This window comes from Desulfofundulus australicus DSM 11792 (assembly GCF_900129285.1).
GTDB classification, from domain to species: Bacteria; Bacillota; Desulfotomaculia; order Desulfotomaculales; family Desulfovirgulaceae; genus Desulfofundulus; species Desulfofundulus australicus.
The window spans coordinates 73,005-91,374 of record NZ_FQUW01000013.1 but is presented as its reverse complement, the minus strand read 5'-3'; the positions used below and the strand labels follow the sequence as shown (position 1 = coordinate 91,374).

20 protein-coding genes are annotated in these 18,370 nt (G+C 56.5%); all 20 read right to left on the bottom strand.

Annotated features, from left to right (window positions below; translation table 11 throughout):
• On the bottom strand, positions 1–1,378 hold a 1,378-nt coding region (locus tag BUB44_RS06525; RefSeq protein ID WP_073164379.1), incomplete at its 3' end, for an IS200/IS605 family accessory protein TnpB-related protein.
• Complete coding sequence (locus BUB44_RS06520; RefSeq protein ID WP_073164377.1) at positions 1,347–2,006, bottom strand: IS607 family transposase; 660 nt, start codon at positions 2,004–2,006, stop codon at positions 1,347–1,349. The genes BUB44_RS06520 and BUB44_RS06525, both read right to left, overlap by 32 nt.
• A gap of 31 nt (positions 2,007–2,037) precedes the next feature.
• The gene (locus BUB44_RS06515) at positions 2,038–2,679 is read right to left on the bottom strand and encodes a PilN domain-containing protein (protein WP_073164376.1); all 642 of its coding nucleotides are present in this window, start codon (positions 2,677–2,679) and stop codon (positions 2,038–2,040) included.
• A complete protein-coding gene (gene pilM, locus BUB44_RS06510) occupies positions 2,679–3,761 on the bottom strand; it encodes a type IV pilus assembly protein PilM (RefSeq protein ID WP_242655880.1) in 1,083 nt (360 codons plus the stop codon). Before pilM ends, BUB44_RS06515 begins: the two co-directional genes overlap by 1 nt.
• Positions 3,762–3,789: 28 nt before the next feature.
• A complete protein-coding gene (locus BUB44_RS06505; RefSeq protein ID WP_073164374.1) occupies positions 3,790–5,313 on the bottom strand; it encodes a hypothetical protein in 1,524 nt (507 codons plus the stop codon).
• Positions 5,314–5,440: 127 nt separating this feature from the next.
• On the bottom strand, positions 5,441–6,031 hold the full coding sequence (locus BUB44_RS06500) for a prepilin-type N-terminal cleavage/methylation domain-containing protein (RefSeq protein WP_165611020.1): 591 nt from the start codon (positions 6,029–6,031) through the stop codon (positions 5,441–5,443).
• 17 nt (positions 6,032–6,048) lie between these two features.
• The gene (locus BUB44_RS06495) at positions 6,049–6,465 is read right to left on the bottom strand and encodes a type IV pilus modification PilV family protein (protein WP_073164369.1); all 417 of its coding nucleotides are present in this window, start codon (positions 6,463–6,465) and stop codon (positions 6,049–6,051) included.
• Positions 6,455–7,063: a pilus assembly FimT family protein gene (locus BUB44_RS06490; RefSeq protein WP_073164366.1), complete on the bottom strand. Its 609-nt coding sequence runs from the start codon at positions 7,061–7,063 to the stop codon at positions 6,455–6,457. Before BUB44_RS06490 ends, BUB44_RS06495 begins: the two co-directional genes overlap by 11 nt.
• A gap of 107 nt (positions 7,064–7,170) precedes the next feature.
• A complete protein-coding gene (locus BUB44_RS14985; protein WP_083543133.1) occupies positions 7,171–7,341 on the bottom strand; it encodes a prepilin-type N-terminal cleavage/methylation domain-containing protein in 171 nt (56 codons plus the stop codon).
• A gap of 317 nt (positions 7,342–7,658) precedes the next feature.
• On the bottom strand, positions 7,659–8,117 hold the full coding sequence (locus tag BUB44_RS06485) for a type II secretion system protein (RefSeq protein ID WP_073164363.1): 459 nt from the start codon (positions 8,115–8,117) through the stop codon (positions 7,659–7,661).
• A gap of 146 nt (positions 8,118–8,263) precedes the next feature.
• Positions 8,264–9,502 (bottom strand): type II secretion system F family protein, encoded by a 1,239-nt coding sequence (locus BUB44_RS06480; RefSeq protein WP_073164360.1) that lies wholly within the window; start codon positions 9,500–9,502, stop codon positions 8,264–8,266.
• A 6-nt stretch (positions 9,503–9,508) separates the two neighbouring features.
• Positions 9,509–10,609 carry a type IV pilus twitching motility protein PilT gene (locus tag BUB44_RS06475; RefSeq protein ID WP_073164357.1) on the bottom strand — a complete coding sequence of 367 codons (1,101 nt, stop codon included), beginning with the start codon at positions 10,607–10,609 and terminating at the stop codon, positions 9,509–9,511.
• Positions 10,606–12,270: a type II secretion system ATPase GspE gene (gspE, locus tag BUB44_RS06470; RefSeq protein ID WP_073164355.1), complete on the bottom strand. Its 1,665-nt coding sequence runs from the start codon at positions 12,268–12,270 to the stop codon at positions 10,606–10,608. The genes BUB44_RS06475 and gspE overlap by 4 nt, the downstream gene beginning before the upstream one ends.
• Positions 12,271–12,433: 163 nt before the next feature.
• The gene (locus BUB44_RS06465) at positions 12,434–13,186 is read right to left on the bottom strand and encodes a prepilin peptidase (RefSeq protein ID WP_083543132.1); all 753 of its coding nucleotides are present in this window, start codon (positions 13,184–13,186) and stop codon (positions 12,434–12,436) included.
• A gap of 14 nt (positions 13,187–13,200) precedes the next feature.
• Positions 13,201–14,295, bottom strand: coding sequence for a 3-dehydroquinate synthase (gene aroB, locus BUB44_RS06460; RefSeq protein WP_073164352.1), 1,095 nt, complete (start codon positions 14,293–14,295; stop codon positions 13,201–13,203).
• A gap of 55 nt (positions 14,296–14,350) precedes the next feature.
• Positions 14,351–14,899 carry a shikimate kinase gene (locus tag BUB44_RS06455; RefSeq protein WP_073164349.1) on the bottom strand — a complete coding sequence of 183 codons (549 nt, stop codon included), beginning with the start codon at positions 14,897–14,899 and terminating at the stop codon, positions 14,351–14,353.
• 2 nt (positions 14,900–14,901) lie between these two features.
• Positions 14,902–16,158, bottom strand: coding sequence for a chorismate synthase (aroC, locus tag BUB44_RS06450; protein WP_073164346.1), 1,257 nt, complete (start codon positions 16,156–16,158; stop codon positions 14,902–14,904).
• Between the two features lie 42 nt (positions 16,159–16,200).
• Positions 16,201–17,058, bottom strand: a complete 858-nt coding sequence (locus tag BUB44_RS06445) for a shikimate dehydrogenase (RefSeq protein WP_073164399.1) — start codon at positions 17,056–17,058, stop codon at positions 16,201–16,203.
• Between the two features lie 101 nt (positions 17,059–17,159).
• Positions 17,160–17,681 (bottom strand): YqeG family HAD IIIA-type phosphatase, encoded by a 522-nt coding sequence (locus BUB44_RS06440; protein WP_073164344.1) that lies wholly within the window; start codon positions 17,679–17,681, stop codon positions 17,160–17,162.
• A gap of 21 nt (positions 17,682–17,702) precedes the next feature.
• Positions 17,703–18,368, bottom strand: a complete 666-nt coding sequence (gene mobA / locus BUB44_RS06435; RefSeq protein ID WP_083543131.1) for a molybdenum cofactor guanylyltransferase — start codon at positions 18,366–18,368, stop codon at positions 17,703–17,705.
• Between the last annotated feature and the right edge of the window lie 2 nt (positions 18,369–18,370).

The following is an 18,370-nucleotide window of genomic DNA, read 5'->3' as shown; positions in this document are numbered from 1 at the left end:
ACGTGTGCGCCGGCCTGACCGGTTTTACGCCCACACCTTCCCTGGATGCCCTCCGCATGACGGCCTCGATTATCTTCTTGAACGGGAAGCTGGCCGCCATGCGGTTGAATTTCCTGTCCGTGTCCAGCCGGTCTTTCCCGAAGTCCAGGTCCTCCAATGCAATGGGTTTTTCAAAAGCTTTTGCTGTGTCCACCACCACTTTAGCCAGTACGCCTATCAGGTAGGTGCGCCGGTATCCGCGGCTGTAAGCAAGTTCCGGTATCTTGATGTACAGGAAACCGTTCGGTTGCACTGTCACCTGGAATTCCCCGGCAAATTTGTGTAATGCCTTCGGGTAAGGTACCTCGAAACCCTCCGGCCAGGGTTCGGGCTGGCCGAAATAATTGACGCTGGCTAAAGCCACCCCGTCCGGGTTGGTGTCCATCCCCAAGTAGCCCCGGTTGGGACTGGTCACCGGTTCAGGTGCCGTTACGGTGAAGGTAATGTGCACCCTGTACCGGCCGTCCCGGCCTTTGATTAACTCAACGTTATAGGGAGCGCCGGAAAGAAGAGACTCCCACACCTTGAGCCGGTGCTTTTCCGGCAGCCAGAGCTTTCCCGTTACCCGGGGAGCCCTCGTCATTATTGGCCTGCCCTTCTTGTCTGTCCCTTTCTGCTCGGACAGGTGAGAGATGGTTACTGACAGGGAGAAATTCCCGTTCCGATAGCTTATCTTGATGTTCGGGTTGCCGCCTTTGGTTTCATCGCCACGGGCAAAAAGCCGGTTCTGCCGGACTTGCCGCCATTCTTCCCGCGTGGCTTTACCCTTGCAGACCCGCTTCCACAAAGAACGACCGCCGAAGATTACTGTGGGTATGGTGCCGTTGTCCCGGTGGGTTTTCAGATCATCCAGCTTCGTCTTTAGTTTTTTGACCCGCGCTTTGCGGCCGTGTACGGCGCGCTTAGCTTTCTCGATTTTTACCGGGTCGTTTGCTTCAACTGCTTTATCCAGGTCTTTTTCCACCCAGCCGAGTTTCTTCCTGGCCCGGGCCAGCTTCATTTCCGTCTGTTCGATTTCCTGTGCCAGCAGTTCTCGCTGCGATTCAATAACGGCCTTTGCCTTCAGTACGGCATCGTCACAAAAACGGGAGTTTATACCAAATAACTCCTGGCCTTCTCTTTTGAGCTCTTCACGGGAACAACCTTCCTGCAGCCGGTTGAACGCCCAGCGCTGGCATGAACAAAAAAGGCGCATCTCGGTGGCCAGAGGGTCTTCGCCACCCCGGCCCCAACGCAGGCTGCGCCGGGCAGGAAAACTTTCAGGAAACCACTCGCCGCATACGGTGTATCTTATACTTTCATCCGGGTTAATTGTTGCCTTCTTTTTTGGCTTTTTCATCCCGCTCCACTCCCGCTATCAGCTCCCGAAACCCCTGCCTGACCCTCCTGCCGCCCCTGGCGCCGTACAGCCGGGCTGAAAAGGCCGCGACTATGGCCAAAAGGTCCCGGACCAGCTCGGAATTGACGTCCTCCGGCTCTTTTTCCGCGATGGCGATTATTTCTACGCCGCAGTACCTTAAATGGCGTTCGATATATTCATAACCAAACCGCGCCAGCCGGTCGGGATATTCGATGATGAGCTTCTTATACTCGCCCTGCTCGGCCAGCTTGAGTACGTTGGCTAATCCGCGGCGCTTCTGGTTTAAGCCGCTGGCTACGTCCGTGAATTCCGCCCTGAAGGTAAATCCGTTTTCCCGGGCGTACTGCCGCAGCCGTTCGATCTGCCGGTCCAGATTGCCTGCGTCAGCCTGCTTTTTAGTGGATACCCTGGCATAGAGCACAACTGATTCCTGCCCGTCAGTCAACTGACCGGACTGCAGGAGCCTGTTGAGTTCGTCCATAGAGTACCTGCGCTGGCCTCCAGGCAAACGGACGGGCTTGATTAAGCCGCGTTTTTCCCAGTTGCGCAGGCTGTTGGGATGAACGCCTAATTTTTTTGCCGCTTTGCTGATGGTTAATAGTTCCATAACTTCATGGTAACTGTTTTGTTATGTTTTGTCAATATTTGTTGGCCTGTTGGTAACTGCTACAAACCTCCCTCAGGTAACCGGTAATTTCAAAGTTGAGGCCGTTATCTCCTGCACTTATTTTCTTCAGTTCCAGCCGCTCGAAGACCCCGAGCTGGTGCAGGTGCTGCTCAAAAACGCCCACCGAAGAAAGGGTGCGGGAAACCCCTTTAAAGACCACCATATTGGGCCTGTCCGGGCTACCTGCAGGCCGGCTCCCTGCACCGCCACCGGCGGTTCCGCCTTCACCCCTTTCTCCCGGTTCCTGCCGGTGGGAAATCTCCAGCCCCATCAGCCACAGATCCACGGGGGTAATGGAGTCCAGCCCGGATATAAAGCTGCTCCAGGTCTTTCTTTCCCTGAATATGGTGCGGTATTCAGCCACCGCCTTCTCCAGGTCCTGCCTTTCCTTTCGCAGGGCCTGCACCCGGTTAACCACCGGTTCCAGTTCGGCAATCTGCTGTCTGGTCAGTTCCAGCTCGTTTTTCATCAGGAAATAATTCAGGGGGAAAAATACGCACAGCCCCACAAATCCGGCGAGAAGAACAGTGATACCAGCCAGGAGGAAAAGGCGGCGGACGTCGATGGTACCCTCGCGCTGCAGTTTTGGCGGCAGCAGGTTGACCCGGTACATCATACCACTTCCCTTAAGGCCAGGCCGATGGCTACTGCGTAGGCCGGGTCGTACTGGATGTCATCCGGCAGCCCGATCGCCGGCAGTCCCACTTCCACGGGTATTTCCAGCGCTTCCTGGAGGTGTTCCGGCAGCTCCTTAAGCTTAACCGCCCCGCCGCTCAAGATAACCCTTTCCACCCGGTCCTTCTCCTGCGTGTAATAAAATTCCAGCGACCTTTTCAGCTCCCTGGTTATTTCCATGATCCCGCCGTGAAAGAGATCTGCCTCCCGCAGCACCCCCGGAAAGCCGGGGTTTTCATTCTCCCCGGAGGCGGCCGCCTCCAGCTTCATCCTTTCCGCTTCCGCAAATTCCACGCCGTAGGTATCCGCCAGGAAGTTGCTTACGGCATTCCCGCCCACGGGCAAAAGGCGCAGGAACCGGATGACTCCCTCCCGCACCACCACCAGGTGGGAGGTCTGCGCCCCGATGTCCGCAATGGCCACCGTGCCCGGTGCTCCACGGCCAAAAAGACGCCAGAGGGCAAAAGCCTGCAGGTCAACGGCGGTGACCAGTAACCCGGCACGGGAAAAAATGCTGTGGTACTGGTAAATTACCGCCGCCGGTACGGCCAGGATGAGCAGCCCCTTCGCCCCTTCCTCCCCCGCCCGCGGGGAGGAAGTTTTTCTCCGCGGCGTTTCTTCCGCCCCGTCTTCCCCCTCCTCCAGCCACACGGACCGGACAATCAACTGGTCCACCGGTGTGGGCACAAATCGCTCCACCTCGAAGCGCACGGCCTGCTCCAGTTCCTTTTCTTCCATGGGCGGCAGGCGCACGATGCGGCCCACCACATTTTCCCCGCCGATGCAGGTAATTGCCTCCCTCAACCCGGAACCGGCAATTTCCTTCAGCGCTTCCACCAGCTCCTCTTCATCGAATTCTTTAGTCCACACCCCCTGCGGGCTGGGACGGCGCCGCAGGGCCACCACTTCCGGCATGCCGTCTATCACCTTTACTTCCGCCACTTTTATTTCGTATGTACCCACGTCTATACCCATGAAGTGCGTTTTGCGGGGGAGGAGTCTTTTTAGAAAGTCTTTCACTGTATCAACCGCCTTTATTTTTGCTTTTTTAACGCCACGACTTTATAATAATATTTTCTTTAACTGGCAACTGGGTTTGTTTAATCTCAATTGAATTTCGCGCCTCAATTGAAGGACTAATTATACCGCCTTCCACGGAAGCAGCATTATTTAAGAAAATTCTGTTTGAGGCCCATATAAAAGCGTTAACGCGACTCCCATTGTCCAATATAATTTCATCGCCAGCAATTAATAATAAAGAATCATTATTTACATCATTTAAAGTGACACTTACCCCATTAGGTACATAGACATCTCCGGTAGCAACAATTGTCACCTTTCCCGCAAAAGTCCCGCCATTACGATGCGCTAGAATACCTAAATTACCTTCTATGAAATAGATTCCGCTTTCAAGTTCTTGTAAATTCAAATCCGTGCTGCTGTTAAAATAGTGTCCGGGATTTTTTTTCGCTTCTGTTCTGTACCAGTTAATATCCGGCCGTGGTACAGGGGGAACCTCAGGTATATTTAAGTTGATTGGTTCCATGCTTGGTAAGTCAAAAACTCCCCCCCTCACCAAACCTCCATTATTCAAATAATCCCCATGTACCCAGGCACTACCACTAATTTCACTGCCATTGCTCATGCTCAAATTTCCCATGGTCCAGACCGAAGATCTAACCTTGCTTCCATTATTAAGAAACAAATCGTCACCAGCTTTGACAATACCGTTAACGTTTACCCCATTACCTAGAACAATCTTTCCATTGGCCTGAAGCTGATTAAAATTACTGCCATTGTTAATTTTTATATTCCCATGAGTTAAAACGCTACCACTCACATTATTACCATTGCCCAATGTAATGTTACCATAAGATTGTATGGTTTCGGATACACTATCACCGTTACTTAAATCAACGTCACCTCTGGCATAAATATTTCCCCTTATTTTACATCCATTTCCCAAAGTTACGCTTCCATTTGCATAAATATTCCGTGGTTGAGTATCTTCCCCAATCCATAAAGAATTTTTAACATCAACATCCCCAGTACAATATATTGATGATTTAAATTTTCCGGCATTATTTACTACAAGTTTATTTGTCCAGATCCCCTTAGCAAAATATGCTTCAGCTCCAGGTTCAATTCCACCACCAGGAGGGATTACAATACCTTCTGTTATTTCGACTTTCACTTGAATGGTACGCTTGCTAACTTCTGCAGATGGAAATTTATCCGGATCCGGGTAAACACCAGTAGAGGTAATTGTATATACGCCTGGTCCAGTAATAGGTCTATCTACTGTTACGTCACTTATCTTTCCCTCATCGTAAGGTAAGTTTTTTAAATCAGAAAAATCGTAATCCCCGACTTTAATCTTTTCTAATGCTCTGGTGATCCCGGCGTCAGCTACATAATAGGCCTGCATCTGCTTCTTTTGCCGGATGACGGAAAGACTCTGGTTTTTGGCGTAAACCAGGGCAGCGGAAGTAACCATTGCAAGCACGGCGATAATCCCGATTACCAGAACCAAAGCCTGCCCTCTTTCACTCTTCACCCAATTTTTAATCATTTCCGGCCTCCTTTCCGGAACGGTATCTTGCTAACCTATTATACGCCGTTTTATCATGCCGGAAGGTGCCGTCCGCTGATCCTGTAGAAATCATTTTTCAACGATGGATTTTCCCTTCTTTACTTCTTTACGGTGATACTCGTACCCGGATGTAAGCTGACGATGCCAAGCACTTATACTTATCCGGGTCATCCCTGCCACTGTAGCTGCCATATAAAGCAAATTTTACCAGCACTACCTCTCCGGGGTTTGCGGCAGGTTTTCCATCGTTTCTTAAGTATTCAATTTTCCAGCCCCGGACATAACCTTTGCTTGTACCGCCAAAAAGGTACTCATTTGTCAGTGGTTGAAGAGTATGGGTATTGACATTATAGTTGGTTCCCGTACCCCGGTAAAAAATATTCGGTCTGGAAGGTGTTCCATAAAAGTAAGAGACATATTCATTCTCACCTTTTTTCATAATAAACGCGTTTTCCATTCCTATACCGCTACCTGTTTTAACAACTCTTTCTGCCTCCCGGATATCTTTTGCCAGCCAGTAAGCAGCGATACGCAGGTTATCTTCCATCTCGGCCGCTTCTCCGACCCGGTAGGTAGCGATGGTCTGATTTTTGATAATAATTAATGCTGTCGTAAGTAGTAAGCTTATCAGCACCAGCGAGATAACAGTTTCAATTAAGGTAAAACCTTCTTTTCTGGAAAAGCTATTTTCCGGCATAAATTTGACCACCATTTTTATGGTGTAATTATTTCTCCCGTTAAATTAGCCAGCGGTTGTTCATTATCATGATAGTAAATTTCTATTTTGTATGTATTCCCTCCGAGAGGACATACTTTGTATTTATAATCAGCAAAGTCCGGGTCGGTAAACGGTATTTTACGGTTAATTTCTTCACTTTCAATTTTTTTGCCGCTCTTATATTCTTCCAGCTTTTGCTGGGCAAGGTACAGCGCCGTACTCTTCCTTCTCGATTCCCAAACCTCTTTGTAATGAGTGATCGTCAGACCGATAAGCGGTATCATGGCGATACTAAGAATAATAACTCCCAGCATTATCTCAAGCAAAATCAAGCCCGAATTGTTCATTAATTTTTTCGAAACGGGGTAGGAGATTTGTTTTTTTAATTTTTGCCGGCATCTTTCAATATGCAACTTCGTTTGGGGCACCTATTCTCACCCGCATTCTATGTACAACGACACCAACTGCTCTTTCGTTAATTTTATCTCTAAGGTTGACGGTACCTGTATTTGTGGCAATTTCTCCGGATGATTTATAGGCCAGGACCCTGACCGTTGGATCGTCAGGATCCGGATTAAAAGGTTGTTCTGCACCCCCATAATACATTTCCAGGGTCTCGGGCAGCTTAACTTCTTTTACTATTTCTATATTACCTCTCCATATTTGATATTTATTAGCATTATCCAGATACTTGGAGTAAAATTTAATTCTATACTGTAGATCTCCCTCCAGATTCATTATGGACTGCTGTTGAATATAGCGAATATCGCTTACCAGTTGCCGGGTATAAATTTTCAGCTGCCAGGCGGCGTGAATTTTGTGGAAATTAAGCAGGAACAACGTTAGAGTCATTAAAATGAGGAGAGATATGGAAAGTTCAACAAGTACAAAACCCCCTCTCCTCCATGTACCAGCGGACCACTTTTGATGGGCTTCGACCGGTGAAATGAGCTTATTTGCTCTTATTGAAAAATTCACTGGAATAAACTTCAGTTTGCTCTTACAGCTCATACTTACTGCCCCACTTCAGTTTTGCCGGCTTTTATTCCCTCCACTCCCGGAGCAGGGAAAAAGAGGGTTCTTCTCGTACCGGAGCAAGGCCCCCACTGGTTACACGGTCAAACCTTTTCCTGCGCCAGGTTGGCGGCGGCCACCTCGTGGCCGGCCACGGCGGTGAAAACGTTGCCGGTGAGAAAAAGCTGGAGCAGGGCAACGGTCACCAGCCCCAGAACCGCAACAGCCACCACCACCTCAATCAGGCTCATGCCGCTCCCGCTCTTCCAGCCCATCTTCACCCCTCACCGGCCTTTTAAAAACATATTTTGACTAATTCCACGGTTCCCGAAAAATTCCTGCCGGGTGACCTTCCTCCACCAAACAATTGCAGGGAAATTATGGCCGTGTTGATGAAGCCCGCAGGTACGTGTTTTTCAAAAATTTTGTGACCCTGTGCCGGGGCTCCTCAATGGCGTGGGCAGCAGGAATTGCCCTGGTTTGCCTTTATTGCCCTCAGGGATAGAAAAAAAGAAGGCCCCTTTTTTATTGGGGCTGGCTTTCACAATGGTCACGCCGGCAATCCTGCCCGCGCGGGACAAATAATTGCTTATTAATCTCCAGAAGTTGATTTTACCTCAGGGGGGTTGGATTCTCCGTTCGAGCCATCGCCAACAACATGATATTCTTTCTGTCCTTGGACATTGTCATATCCTGTGTAAACCTGGTATGAATTTGTATCAGTAACTTTATACTCATAATTCTCTCCCCAGGGATCTACCGCCTCTAACTTGAATGGGTTATCTCCTGGATCATCCGCAACCCTTATGCCCGCATTGAGCAACTGATCAACATCGGCTGGGTATGCTGATTTTTCGGCGTAGTAGCTGTCCAGGGCCGCCTGCATGGTGCTGATCTGGGCTTTGGCCTTGGTCACCCTGGCATTCTCCATATAACCCGAATAAAATTTGATCCCCCCGGCAATCAGCACGGCGATGATGATCAGGACGACCATCATCTCAATCATGGTGAAGCCCTTTTCATTGCGCAGGTAGCGCTTTAAAATGGACATGGATTCCGCACGCCTCCTTTCTCAATTTGCCGGTCAACTCGCCAATGTCAACCCGCCTTCAGGACTGCCACCTCCCACCAAACTCGATTTCAAGCAGTATTTTATTTCAAGACGGGTCTTTTTTCCAGCACTTTCTGCAATTTTTTTCAGGGCATGCTCCCGGGCATGGCGCCTCCCTGCATGGCTCCGGCCATGCTGAAGAGGGGCAGGTAGATGGAGAGGGCGATGAAAGCCACCACCAGCCCCACGCCGGCAATCAGGAAGGGTTCCACCAGGCTGGAGAGGCGGGCCACGGCAGCCTCCACCTCCTGCTCGTAAAAGAGGGCCAGCTTTTCCAGGAGATCGTCCAGGTTCCCCGACTCCTCGCCCACGGCAATCATGTTCACGGCCATGGGCGGGAAAATCCTGCTGTTTGACAGCACGGGGGCTATTCTCTCGCCTTCCCGGATGCTTTCCCTGGCCGCGGCAATTTCCCGGGCCGCCAGGGTATTGCCGGCCACCTTTTCCACCGTCTCCAGCGATTTTATGAGAGGTACGCCGCTCCGCAGGAGGGTGGCCAGGGTGCGGGCACAGCGGGCCACGACGCCTTTTTGCACCAAAGCACCGAAAACGGGCAGGCGGATCAGCATCTGGTCGAAAACCCGCTTACCCCCCTCGGTGGCAAGAAGGCGCCTTGCACCCAAAAACAGGGCCCCCAGCATGATCGGCAGCGCGTACCAGTACCGGGTGAGGAAGCTGCTGACGCCAATTAATATGCGCGTGGGCAGGGGCAGGGCGGCCCCCATCTGGTTGAAAATGTCCACAAAAATGGGCACAACGATGATCAGCAGGGCAATCACGGCCAGGAAGGCCATACCGGCAACCAGCAGGGGGTAGGTCATGGCCGACCTGATCTTTTCCCTGAGCTCGTTTTCCCTTTCAAAATGAACGGCCAGGCGGCCCAGGGCCTGATCCAGGGTGCCGCCCACCTCCCCGGCCGCCACCATATTGATGAGTATGCCGGGCAGCAGGTCCCTGTGGGCGGAAAGGGCCTCGCTCAGGCCCCTGCCCTTCTGCACCCCGGCCAGGACATCCTCCAGCACACGGCGGAGGGACCTGTTTTCCGTCTGCTGGACCAGAATGTGCAGGCACCGCAGGAGGGGTATTCCCGCCTCGCTCATGGTGGCAAACTGGCGGCAGAACACGGCCAGATCCCGGGTCTTTATCTTCAGCCCCAGCAATTTCCTCAGGTCAAGGACGGGCCCGGACTCGGGTTTTATGTCCACCACGAAAAGGTTCTTTTCCCGCAGGAGGAGGACGGCCGCACTCCGGCTGTCCGCCTCCACGCGGCCCCTCACCAGTCTGCCGGAAAGGTTGCGCGCCCTGTACCTGAACACACGCGGCATCCAGCCTCAACCCCCTATTATGCGCTGCAGTGTCTCCGGGTCGCGGGCCCGGTTGAGGAGCTCTTCCCTGCTGATCATCCCCTTCTGGTAGAGCAGGCGCAGGGAAGTGTCCATGGTCTGCATGCCGAAGCGGGCCCCCGTCTGCATCTGGGAAGGTATCTGGTAGGTTTTCCCTTCCCGGATCAGGTTCCTGATGGCCGGGGTGGCCACCATGATCTCCAGGGCCAGCACCCGGCCGGGCCGATCACACCTGGGGATAAGCTGCTGGGAAACAATTCCCTCAATGGTGCTGGCCAGCTGGATGCGGACCTGCTGCTGCTGGCCGGGCGGGAACACGTCGATAATACGGTCAATGGTTTCCGCCGCGCTGGAGGTGTGCAGGGTGGCCAGCACCAGGTGGCCCGTTTCCGCGGCGGTGATGGCGGTAGCAATGGTTTCCAGATCCCGCATCTCACCCACCAGGATCACATCGGGGTCCTCGCGCAGGGCGGCCCGGAGGGCGCTGGCAAACGACTGAGTATCCTGACCGATTTCCCGCTGGTTGATGATGCAGAGATTGTGCCTGTGCAGGTACTCGATGGGATCTTCCAGGGTAATGATGTGCAGCCTTTTCTCCCGGTTGAGCAGATCAATCATGGCGGCCAGGGTGGTGGACTTGCCGCTGCCCGTGGGCCCGGTAACCAGGACCAGGCCGTCGGGCCGGCGGGCCAGGTATCCCAGCACTTCCGGCAGGCCCAGCTCCTGAAAGGTCGGTATCCGGGTGCTCAGGAGCCGCATGACCATGGCCACACTGCCCCGCTGGCGGAAAACGTTCACCCGCACCCTCGTCACACCGGGCACCCCGCAGGAAAAGTCAAGCTCGCCCTTCTCCTCGAACCGGGAATACTGGTCCGGGGTCATGATTTCGCCGGCCAGCGCCCGGGTATCTTCCGGCGTCAGCGTTTTTATTTGCTCTTCCTTGATCACGTCCAGTTTGCCTTTCAGTTCGGGTGCATCCAGCGGCAGCAATACACCGTTAATGCGGTAGACAGGCGGCAGCCCCACGGTAAGGTGAACATCTGAAGTATTTAATTTTGCCGCCTGGGCGATGATATCCACGGCCTTCATATTTTCTCCTCCCGAAAGGCAACGCGCATGATCTCGGCAATGGTGGTGGTGCCTTCCCGGACCTTCCGCAGCCCGTCCTCCTTGAGGGACACCATGCCCTGCCGCAGTGCTTCCCGGCGCAACTCCTCGGTGGATGCCCCTTTCAGGATCAGCCGCTGGAGGGCCGGCGTAACCACCAGCACCTCATGGACGGCAGTCCGGCCGCGGTAGCCGGTGTGGTTGCAGTGCTCACAGCCCCGCCCGGCAAAAAGCTGCGCGGACTGCATCCCCGGCCCGGCAAAGGACAGCTCCGCCTCCCGGGGCTCATACGGAGCGCGGCAGACGGGACACACGCGGCGCACCAGCCGCTGGGCCACCACCCCCAGAACGGAAGAGGCCACCATAAAAGGCTCGATCCCCATATCCACCAGCCTGGTAAGGGCTCCCGGAGCGTCGTTGGTGTGCAGGGTGGAAAGCACCAGGTGGCCGGTGGTGGCCGCCCGCACGGCAATTTCCGCCGTCTCCAGGTCCCGGATCTCGCCCACCATGATCACATCCGGATCCTGGCGCAGGATGGAGCGCAGGTAAGTAGCGAAGGTGGCCCCCGCCTTCACGTTGACCTGGGCCTGATTTACGCCCTCGAGCACGTATTCCACGGGATCCTCCACCGTAACAATGTTCGTTTCCACGGAATTGATGGCATTTAAGGCCGCATAAAGGGTGGTGGTTTTGCCGCTGCCGGTGGGCCCGGTAACCAGGATCATGCCGTAGGAGCTCCGCAGAAAGTTCCGGAACACCTTTAAATTGGCGGGGGAAAATCCCAGGTTTTCCAGGCTGAGATTCTTGATGCTCTCCTTGTCCAGGATGCGCACAACCACCTTCTCGCCAAAGAGGGTGGGAATGGTGGACACCCGCAGATCCAGGTCGCGCCCGGGAAGCTTCAGGAGGATGCGTCCGTCCTGAGGAAGGCGCCTTTCGGCAATGTCCATGCTGGCCATGATTTTTACCCGTGAAACCACGGCCTGGCTCATCCTCCGGGGCAGGCGCATTACTTCCCTTAAAAGACCGTCCACCCGGTAACGCACCCGGATGTCCTTTTCAAAGGGTTCAATATGTATGTCGCTGGCCTCCTCGTCCAGGGCCCGCATGATGATGGCATTGACCAGTTGAATGATGGGTGCCTCGTCGACTACGATCTCACCGGCATCTTCTTCAGGTGCCTGTTCCAGACCCATTTCCTGCAGGGCCTTTTCCACTTCGGGAAAACCAAGATGCCTTTCAATTAAGGCATTTATCTCCTTTTCATTGGCCACCACCGGCTCAATATCCAGGCCGGTCACCAGGCGCAGGTCATCGATGGCCACCACGTTCAGGGGCTCGGTCATGGCCACCAGCAGGCGCCTGCCCGATTTTCTCAGGGGAAAGAGCCGGTACCGGCGAATTAAACTTTCCGGAACTATTTTTAAAAGCTGCGGGTCGACCACCTTCCTGTCATCCACAATTACCCCGTCGGCAGCCAGCACCCGCTTCAAATCCTGCGGGCTCACCATTCCCAATTTTACCAGAACCTGACCCAGCAGTTCCCCCGTCCGGGCCTGCACCCGCAGGGCTTCCCCCAGCTGCTCCTGGGTGATCAACCCCTCTTCGACAAGCCGCTCTCCCAGTAGCTTTCTCCTGGTCATTGTTCCAGCTCCCGTAGAAAAATGTTCAGCCGGCAAATATTCCAGCGCTCCCCGTTGTACTCCTGCATTTCAGGTGCCTGGAGCAACTGTTCCGGGCCCCTGTCCGGCCCGCCAGGGATGTCCTGCGGCTACCTCCTGGTGACAAGACACCACCTGAACCACCTTACAGGTTCAGGTACCAGGAAATAAGCCTGTCCCCTGCCAGCGCGGCCAGCATGGCTCCCAGTGCAAGAAACGGCCCGAAGGGAATGGCCGTTTTCAGGCTTCTCCCCGTGCAGAGCGCCCACAAAACACCTGCCGCTGCCCCCAGCAGAAAGGCCAGGAACAGGGCGACCAGGGTCTCCTGCCAGCCCAGGTACCATCCGATGCCAAAGGCCAGCTTCACGTCACCGCCGCCCATACCGCCCCGGGAGAAAAGGGCCACCAGCAGCAAAATTCCGCCCCCCAGCACAGAGCCTATGAGGCCGTCTTTGAGAGCCCCCGCACCCTGGAGGGCGGCCAGAGGTATGCCGGCGGCCAGGGCAAAGAGGGTAAGCCGGTCGGGGATGATCCGGTGGTCCAGGTCGATGAAGCTGGCCACCACCAGGACGGAAAACAGGACCAGCAGGCCGGCGGTATGCAGGTGGAAACCGTATTCCCGGGTGATCAGCAGGAAGCCGAACCCGGTCAAAAGCTCCACCAGGGGGTAGCGGGGAGAAATCGCCCCGCGGCAGTGGCGGCAGCGGCCCCGCAGAAACAGATAGCTCAGCACGGGTACCAGATCCGGCGGGCCCAGGCGTGCACCGCAGGCCGGGCAGTGGGAAGGCGGGGCCACCAGGGACATCCCCCGGGGCAGGCGGTGGATGCAGACGTTTAAAAAGCTGCCGGTACAGAGGCCGAGGAGGAAAGAAAAGAACCCGATCCAGGCCGGCGGCAAGTGACAACCTCTCCTTATCCTTGATTACGGCACAAGCGCAGAACCCGCTCCACCGCTTCTTCCGGCACGTCCCGGACAATCTCCACCCGGCCTATTTCCACCGGCAGGACGAAGGTAAGCCGCCCGGCCAGCACTTTTTTATCCCGCCGCATGGAAGCCAGCAGATCCCCGGTGGGCAGTTCCGGCGGCATGTCCACCGGCAGCCCGGCCCGGCGGATAAGGTTGACCAGCCGCGCGGCGCTACTTTCCGGAAGCATCCCCAGGGCCGCCGCCAGCCGGGCCGCCGCCGCCATCCCGATGGCCACCGCCTCCCCGTGGCGGTAGGTAGTGTAGCCGGTGAGGGCCTCCAGGGCGTGGCCCAGGGTGTGGCCGAAGTTGAGGATGGCCCGGCGGCCCTGTTCGGTTTCGTCCTCCTGCACCACCCGCGCTTTAATGCGGCAGGAAGCGGCCACGGCACGGGCCAGGGGTCCCGCTTCCAGGGCCAGCAGGCGCTCCAGGTTTTCCTCCAGCCAGGCAAAGAAATCCCCATCGGCAATGACGCCGTATTTAATCACCTCGGCCAGGCCGGCCCGCACTTCCCGCGGGTCCAGGGTCTTCAGCACATCCAGGTCGGCCAGGACCAGCCGGGGCTGGTAAAAGGCGCCGATGATGTTCTTGCCCCGGGGGTGGTTGACGGCCACCTTGCCCCCTACGCTGGAGTCCACCTGGGCAAGGAGCGTGGTGGGCACCTGGACGAAGGGAACGCCCCTCAAATAAGTGGCCGCCACAAAGCCGGCCAGGTCTCCCACCACCCCACCCCCCAGGGCCACCACGGGGCTCCGCCGGTCCAGCTCGCGGGTGTAGGCCAGGTCGTAGAGCTTTTCAGCCGTGACCAGGCTCTTGTATTCCTCTCCTTCGGGTATTTCGGCCCGCAATACTTCAAAGCCGGCATTTTCCAGGGCGGCTGTGGCCGCCTCCCCGTAAAGGGAACCCACCACGGGGTTGGTAACCAGGAGCACCCGGGGAGTAAACCTGAATTCCTTGAGGTAATTCCCCAGCCGGGCCAGGAGGCCGGAACCAATATGTATGGCATAGCTGCGGGCACCGAGGTCAATGTGAACTTCCTGCATTATGGACATATCCTTTCCAGTTAAAGAATTTGCTGATGTTACTTTGTGTTGAAGCTTATTTATCTGCACCCCGCACCGGGACAGGCGGGATTAACCCGCGTTCCTCGAGATAAGCAACAATCCTTTCCACCACGCCGTCAACGGTAAGCCCGCCGGTATCAACGGTAAACTCCGCCACCGCGTAGGCTTCCGCCCGCCCGGCCAGCAGTGTTTTGATCCGCTCCAGGACATCCCCCGGCACGTTCAACAGGGGCCGGTTGCGCTTGCGCTTCACCCGCCGGCAAATTATTTCCGGAGCGGCCGTCAGCCCGATAAGCACACCGTTTTTCTGCAGGGCCCGTACATTCTCGGGATTCAGCACCACTCCTCCCCCGGTAGCTACCACCAGGTTTTCCCTGGCGGCTATTTTCTTCACCACCAGGGCTTCTTCCGAGCGAAACCGGATCTCCCCGTCCCGGGCGAAAATCTGGGCAATGGTCTTTCCGGTAACCCTCTCTATCTCCTCGTCCGTGTCCACAAATTCCCGTCCCAGGCGGGCGGCCAGGCGCCGCCCCACGGCGCTTTTCCCCGTACCCATAAAACCGATCAGGACAATATTCTTCATCTTCACTCCCCCGCCATGTCCGGGGCCGCTTCCCGCCGGAGGTACTCGAAATACCGGCGGTAATTTGCCTTCATCTCCTGCAGGGTGTCACCGCCGAATTTTTCCACGCAGGCCGCCGCCACTTCCCAGGCCACCACCGCCTCACCCACCACGCAGGCGGCCGGCACGGCACAGACATCGGAACGCTCCACCGAAGCGGTAAAGGGCTCTTTTGATATCAGGTCCACGCTGCGCAGGGGTTTATACAAAGTGGGAATTGGCTTCATGGCCGCCCGCAGGACCAGAGGCTCCCCGTTGGTCACGCCCCCCTCCAGGCCGCCGGCCCGGTTGGTGCGGCGGTAAAAGCCCTTTTCCCGGCTGTAAAATATCTCATCGTGCACCTGCGAACCGGGCAGGGCGGCACCGGCAAAACCCAGGCCGATCTCCACCCCCTTAATGGCCTGGACGCTCATCAGCGCGCCGGCCAGACGGCCGTCCAGACGGCGGTCCCAGTGGACATAGCTGCCAAGGCCGGGGGGCAGGCCGTAAACCCGGATCTCAAAGATACCCCCCAGGGAGTCACCGGCTTCCCGGGCCCGGTCGATTTCACGCATCATCGCCTCCGCCGTTTCCCGGTGAAGGCAGTAAACAGGAGAGGCATCCAGGAGTTCCCGCAGGCGGGACAGGTCCGGGGTGGAAACAGCTTCCCGTTCCGCCACCCCGCCGGTTTCAGCCAGGCAGGTGCACAGGATATCCTCATCACCGCCCGGTTCCGGTACCGCCACCGGCCCTATGCGCACCACATGACCGATGATCTCTATACCCAGTTCCTCCAGAAGACGGCGGGCCACACTGCCGGCGGCCACCCGGGCGGCCGTCTCCCGGGCGCTGGCCCGTTCCAGCACGTTGCGGATATCCCGGTGGCCGTATTTTAAAGCCCCGGCCAGGTCGGCGTGGCCCGGCCTGGGTCTGGTGACCACCCGCTGGTCCAGCCGGGCACCGGCACCGGGACCCATAATCTCCTGCCAGCTGGCCCAGTCCCGGTTTTCGATATACAGGGCTACGGGGCTGCCCAGGGTGAAACCACCCCTGACTCCGGCCAGAAAACGCACCCGGTCCTGCTCGATCCGCATGCGCCCGCCCCGGCCGTAGCCGCCCTGGCGGCGGGCCAGCTGCCGGTTTACATAATCTTCCGGCAGGGGGAGCCCGGCAGGCAGCCCTTCAATAATGGCCGTCAATGCAGGGCCGTGTGATTCCCCGGCCGTTAAGTAACGCAACACGTGGTTTATTCCCCCTTATTTTATAATCCCGCAGCTTTCCAATCAGAAGGGCAGGGCCCGGCGCATCACTTCCACCGGGGCCCTCTCCCCGGTCCACAGTTCAAAGGCCAGCACACCCTGGTACAGGAGCATGCCCAGGCCGTTATAGACCCGGGCGCCGGAACGGGCGGCCCGTTCCATAAAGAGGGTGCGCGGCGGGTTGTAAACCAGATCCACCACCACCTGTTCCGGCCGCAGGCGGTGAAAAGGGAAATCCGGGCAGGCGTCCACCCGGGGATGCATGCCCAGGGGAGTGGTCTGTACGATCAGGTCAACCTCTCCGGGCAAAACATCTGCCGGCCAGGGTACAGCACAGGCCCGGGCGGGAGTCTGGTCATGGATCAGGGCGGCCAGTTCCGCCGCCCGGGAAGGGGTACGGTTGGCCACCAGCACCTGCTCAACCCCGGCCAGGGCCAGGTGAACGGCTACCGCCCTGGCCGCACCCCCGGCCCCCAGGACCAGGACCCGCTTGCCGGCGGGGTTGAACCCGGCGTCAGCGGTAAGAAAGCGCACAAAGCCGGCCCCGTCGGTGTTATGTCCCACCAGGTGCCCCTCCCGGTGAACGATGGTATTTACCGCTCCGGCCAGCCGGGCCCCGTCGGTCAATTCGTCAAGGTAAGGTATAACCTTTTCTTTATGGGGTACGGTCACGTTGACCCCGGCCAGGTGCAGGGCCCGGACCCCGGCTACTGCCTCCTCCAGTCTCTCCGGGTGCACGGGAAAAGCCAGGTAAACAAAATCCAGGCCAAGGTGCCTGAAGGCCGCATTGTGCATGGCCGGCGAAAAGGAATGCTCCACTGGGTAGCCGAGAAGCCCGCAAACCCTGGTACGGGCGCTAATCAGTTCGCTCACGGAAACCATCAGCCCCTTCCGGCAATTGCCCGGTTTTATGTCGCCTGCCGGTGCCACCCATAACCGCTCGCAGCCCGCAAACCCGCCCCGGCCTGCCGGCTCGAGCCGGGCTAGCGGGCCAGCGTACCACCCGGCCTTTGCCTCTTTATATGGCAGAGAATTAACTTTTCCAGCTGGCGGTTGAAAAGGCGCGTACCCCAGAATTCAGGGCCGGGAAGGGGGGATACCAGGATGGTATAAAGCCCCAGGCGGTTGCCGCCCAGTACATCGGTAAAAATCTGGTCGCCGATGACGGCAGTCTGGCCGGGAGCCACCCCCAGCAACTTCATGGCCTGAATAAAAGGGCGCCGGGCGGGCTTGACCGCCCGGCAAACGGCCGGCACATCCAGGCTTGCCGCCAGCGCCCGGACCCGTGCCGGGGAATTGTTGGAAACGATACAGAGCTTGAACCCCTGTTCCCGGGCCTGCCCTATCCACTCCCTGACTTTATCGGAAAAACAATTCTGATCCCGGGGCACAATGGTATTGTCCAGATCCAGGAGAATGGCACAAATACCCGCATCTTTAAGTTTAACCAGGTCTATTTCGAATAGATCTGCAACATACAGCCTGGGGTACAGTAGTTTAAGCATTTCCTATTCCCTCTGTCCAGTCTATTTGAGGATATGCAGGGCGCGCTCCAGATCCTGCGGGGTATTAATATTTGTGAAAACCCTATCCACCCCGGCAAAACCTGACAGATCACGGCGTTCAATATATTTTACCCGCACGGCGGGGAAAAAATCCACTACCCTTGCCCTGTTTTTACTCCTCAAGATTGACTCAATAGCACCGAGACAGCCCTTGCCGTAAACAGCAAAAAGGGGCTCCAGGTAGGGACCATCCCGGACCACCACCACGTCAAATCCCGGAGCCTGCCGGGAGAGGTAAAGAGCCAGGCCGGGATCGATAAAAGGCATATCACAGGCCACCACAAATATATAAGGGGTAGGTGCTGCACACAGGCCCGCGTGAATGCCCGCCAGCGGCCCCCGCCCCGGATAAATATCTCCAACCACGGGCAGGCCAAGATAAGCATATTTATCCGCCTCATTGGCCACCAGTATTACCCCGGTGAAGGCTTTCTTCACCAGGGCCACCACCCGTTCAAGTAACTTTTCCGGGCCGAACTGGATTAACGCCTTGTTAAAACCCATACGGCGGCTGCTGCCGCCTGCCAGAACCACACCGGTAACCTGCCCGGCAACATCCTCCCCGCCCGTGCTTTTCCCGGGCACGGGCAGGGAACCGATGAGCTCGTTTTTTTCCTTACGGTCCATCG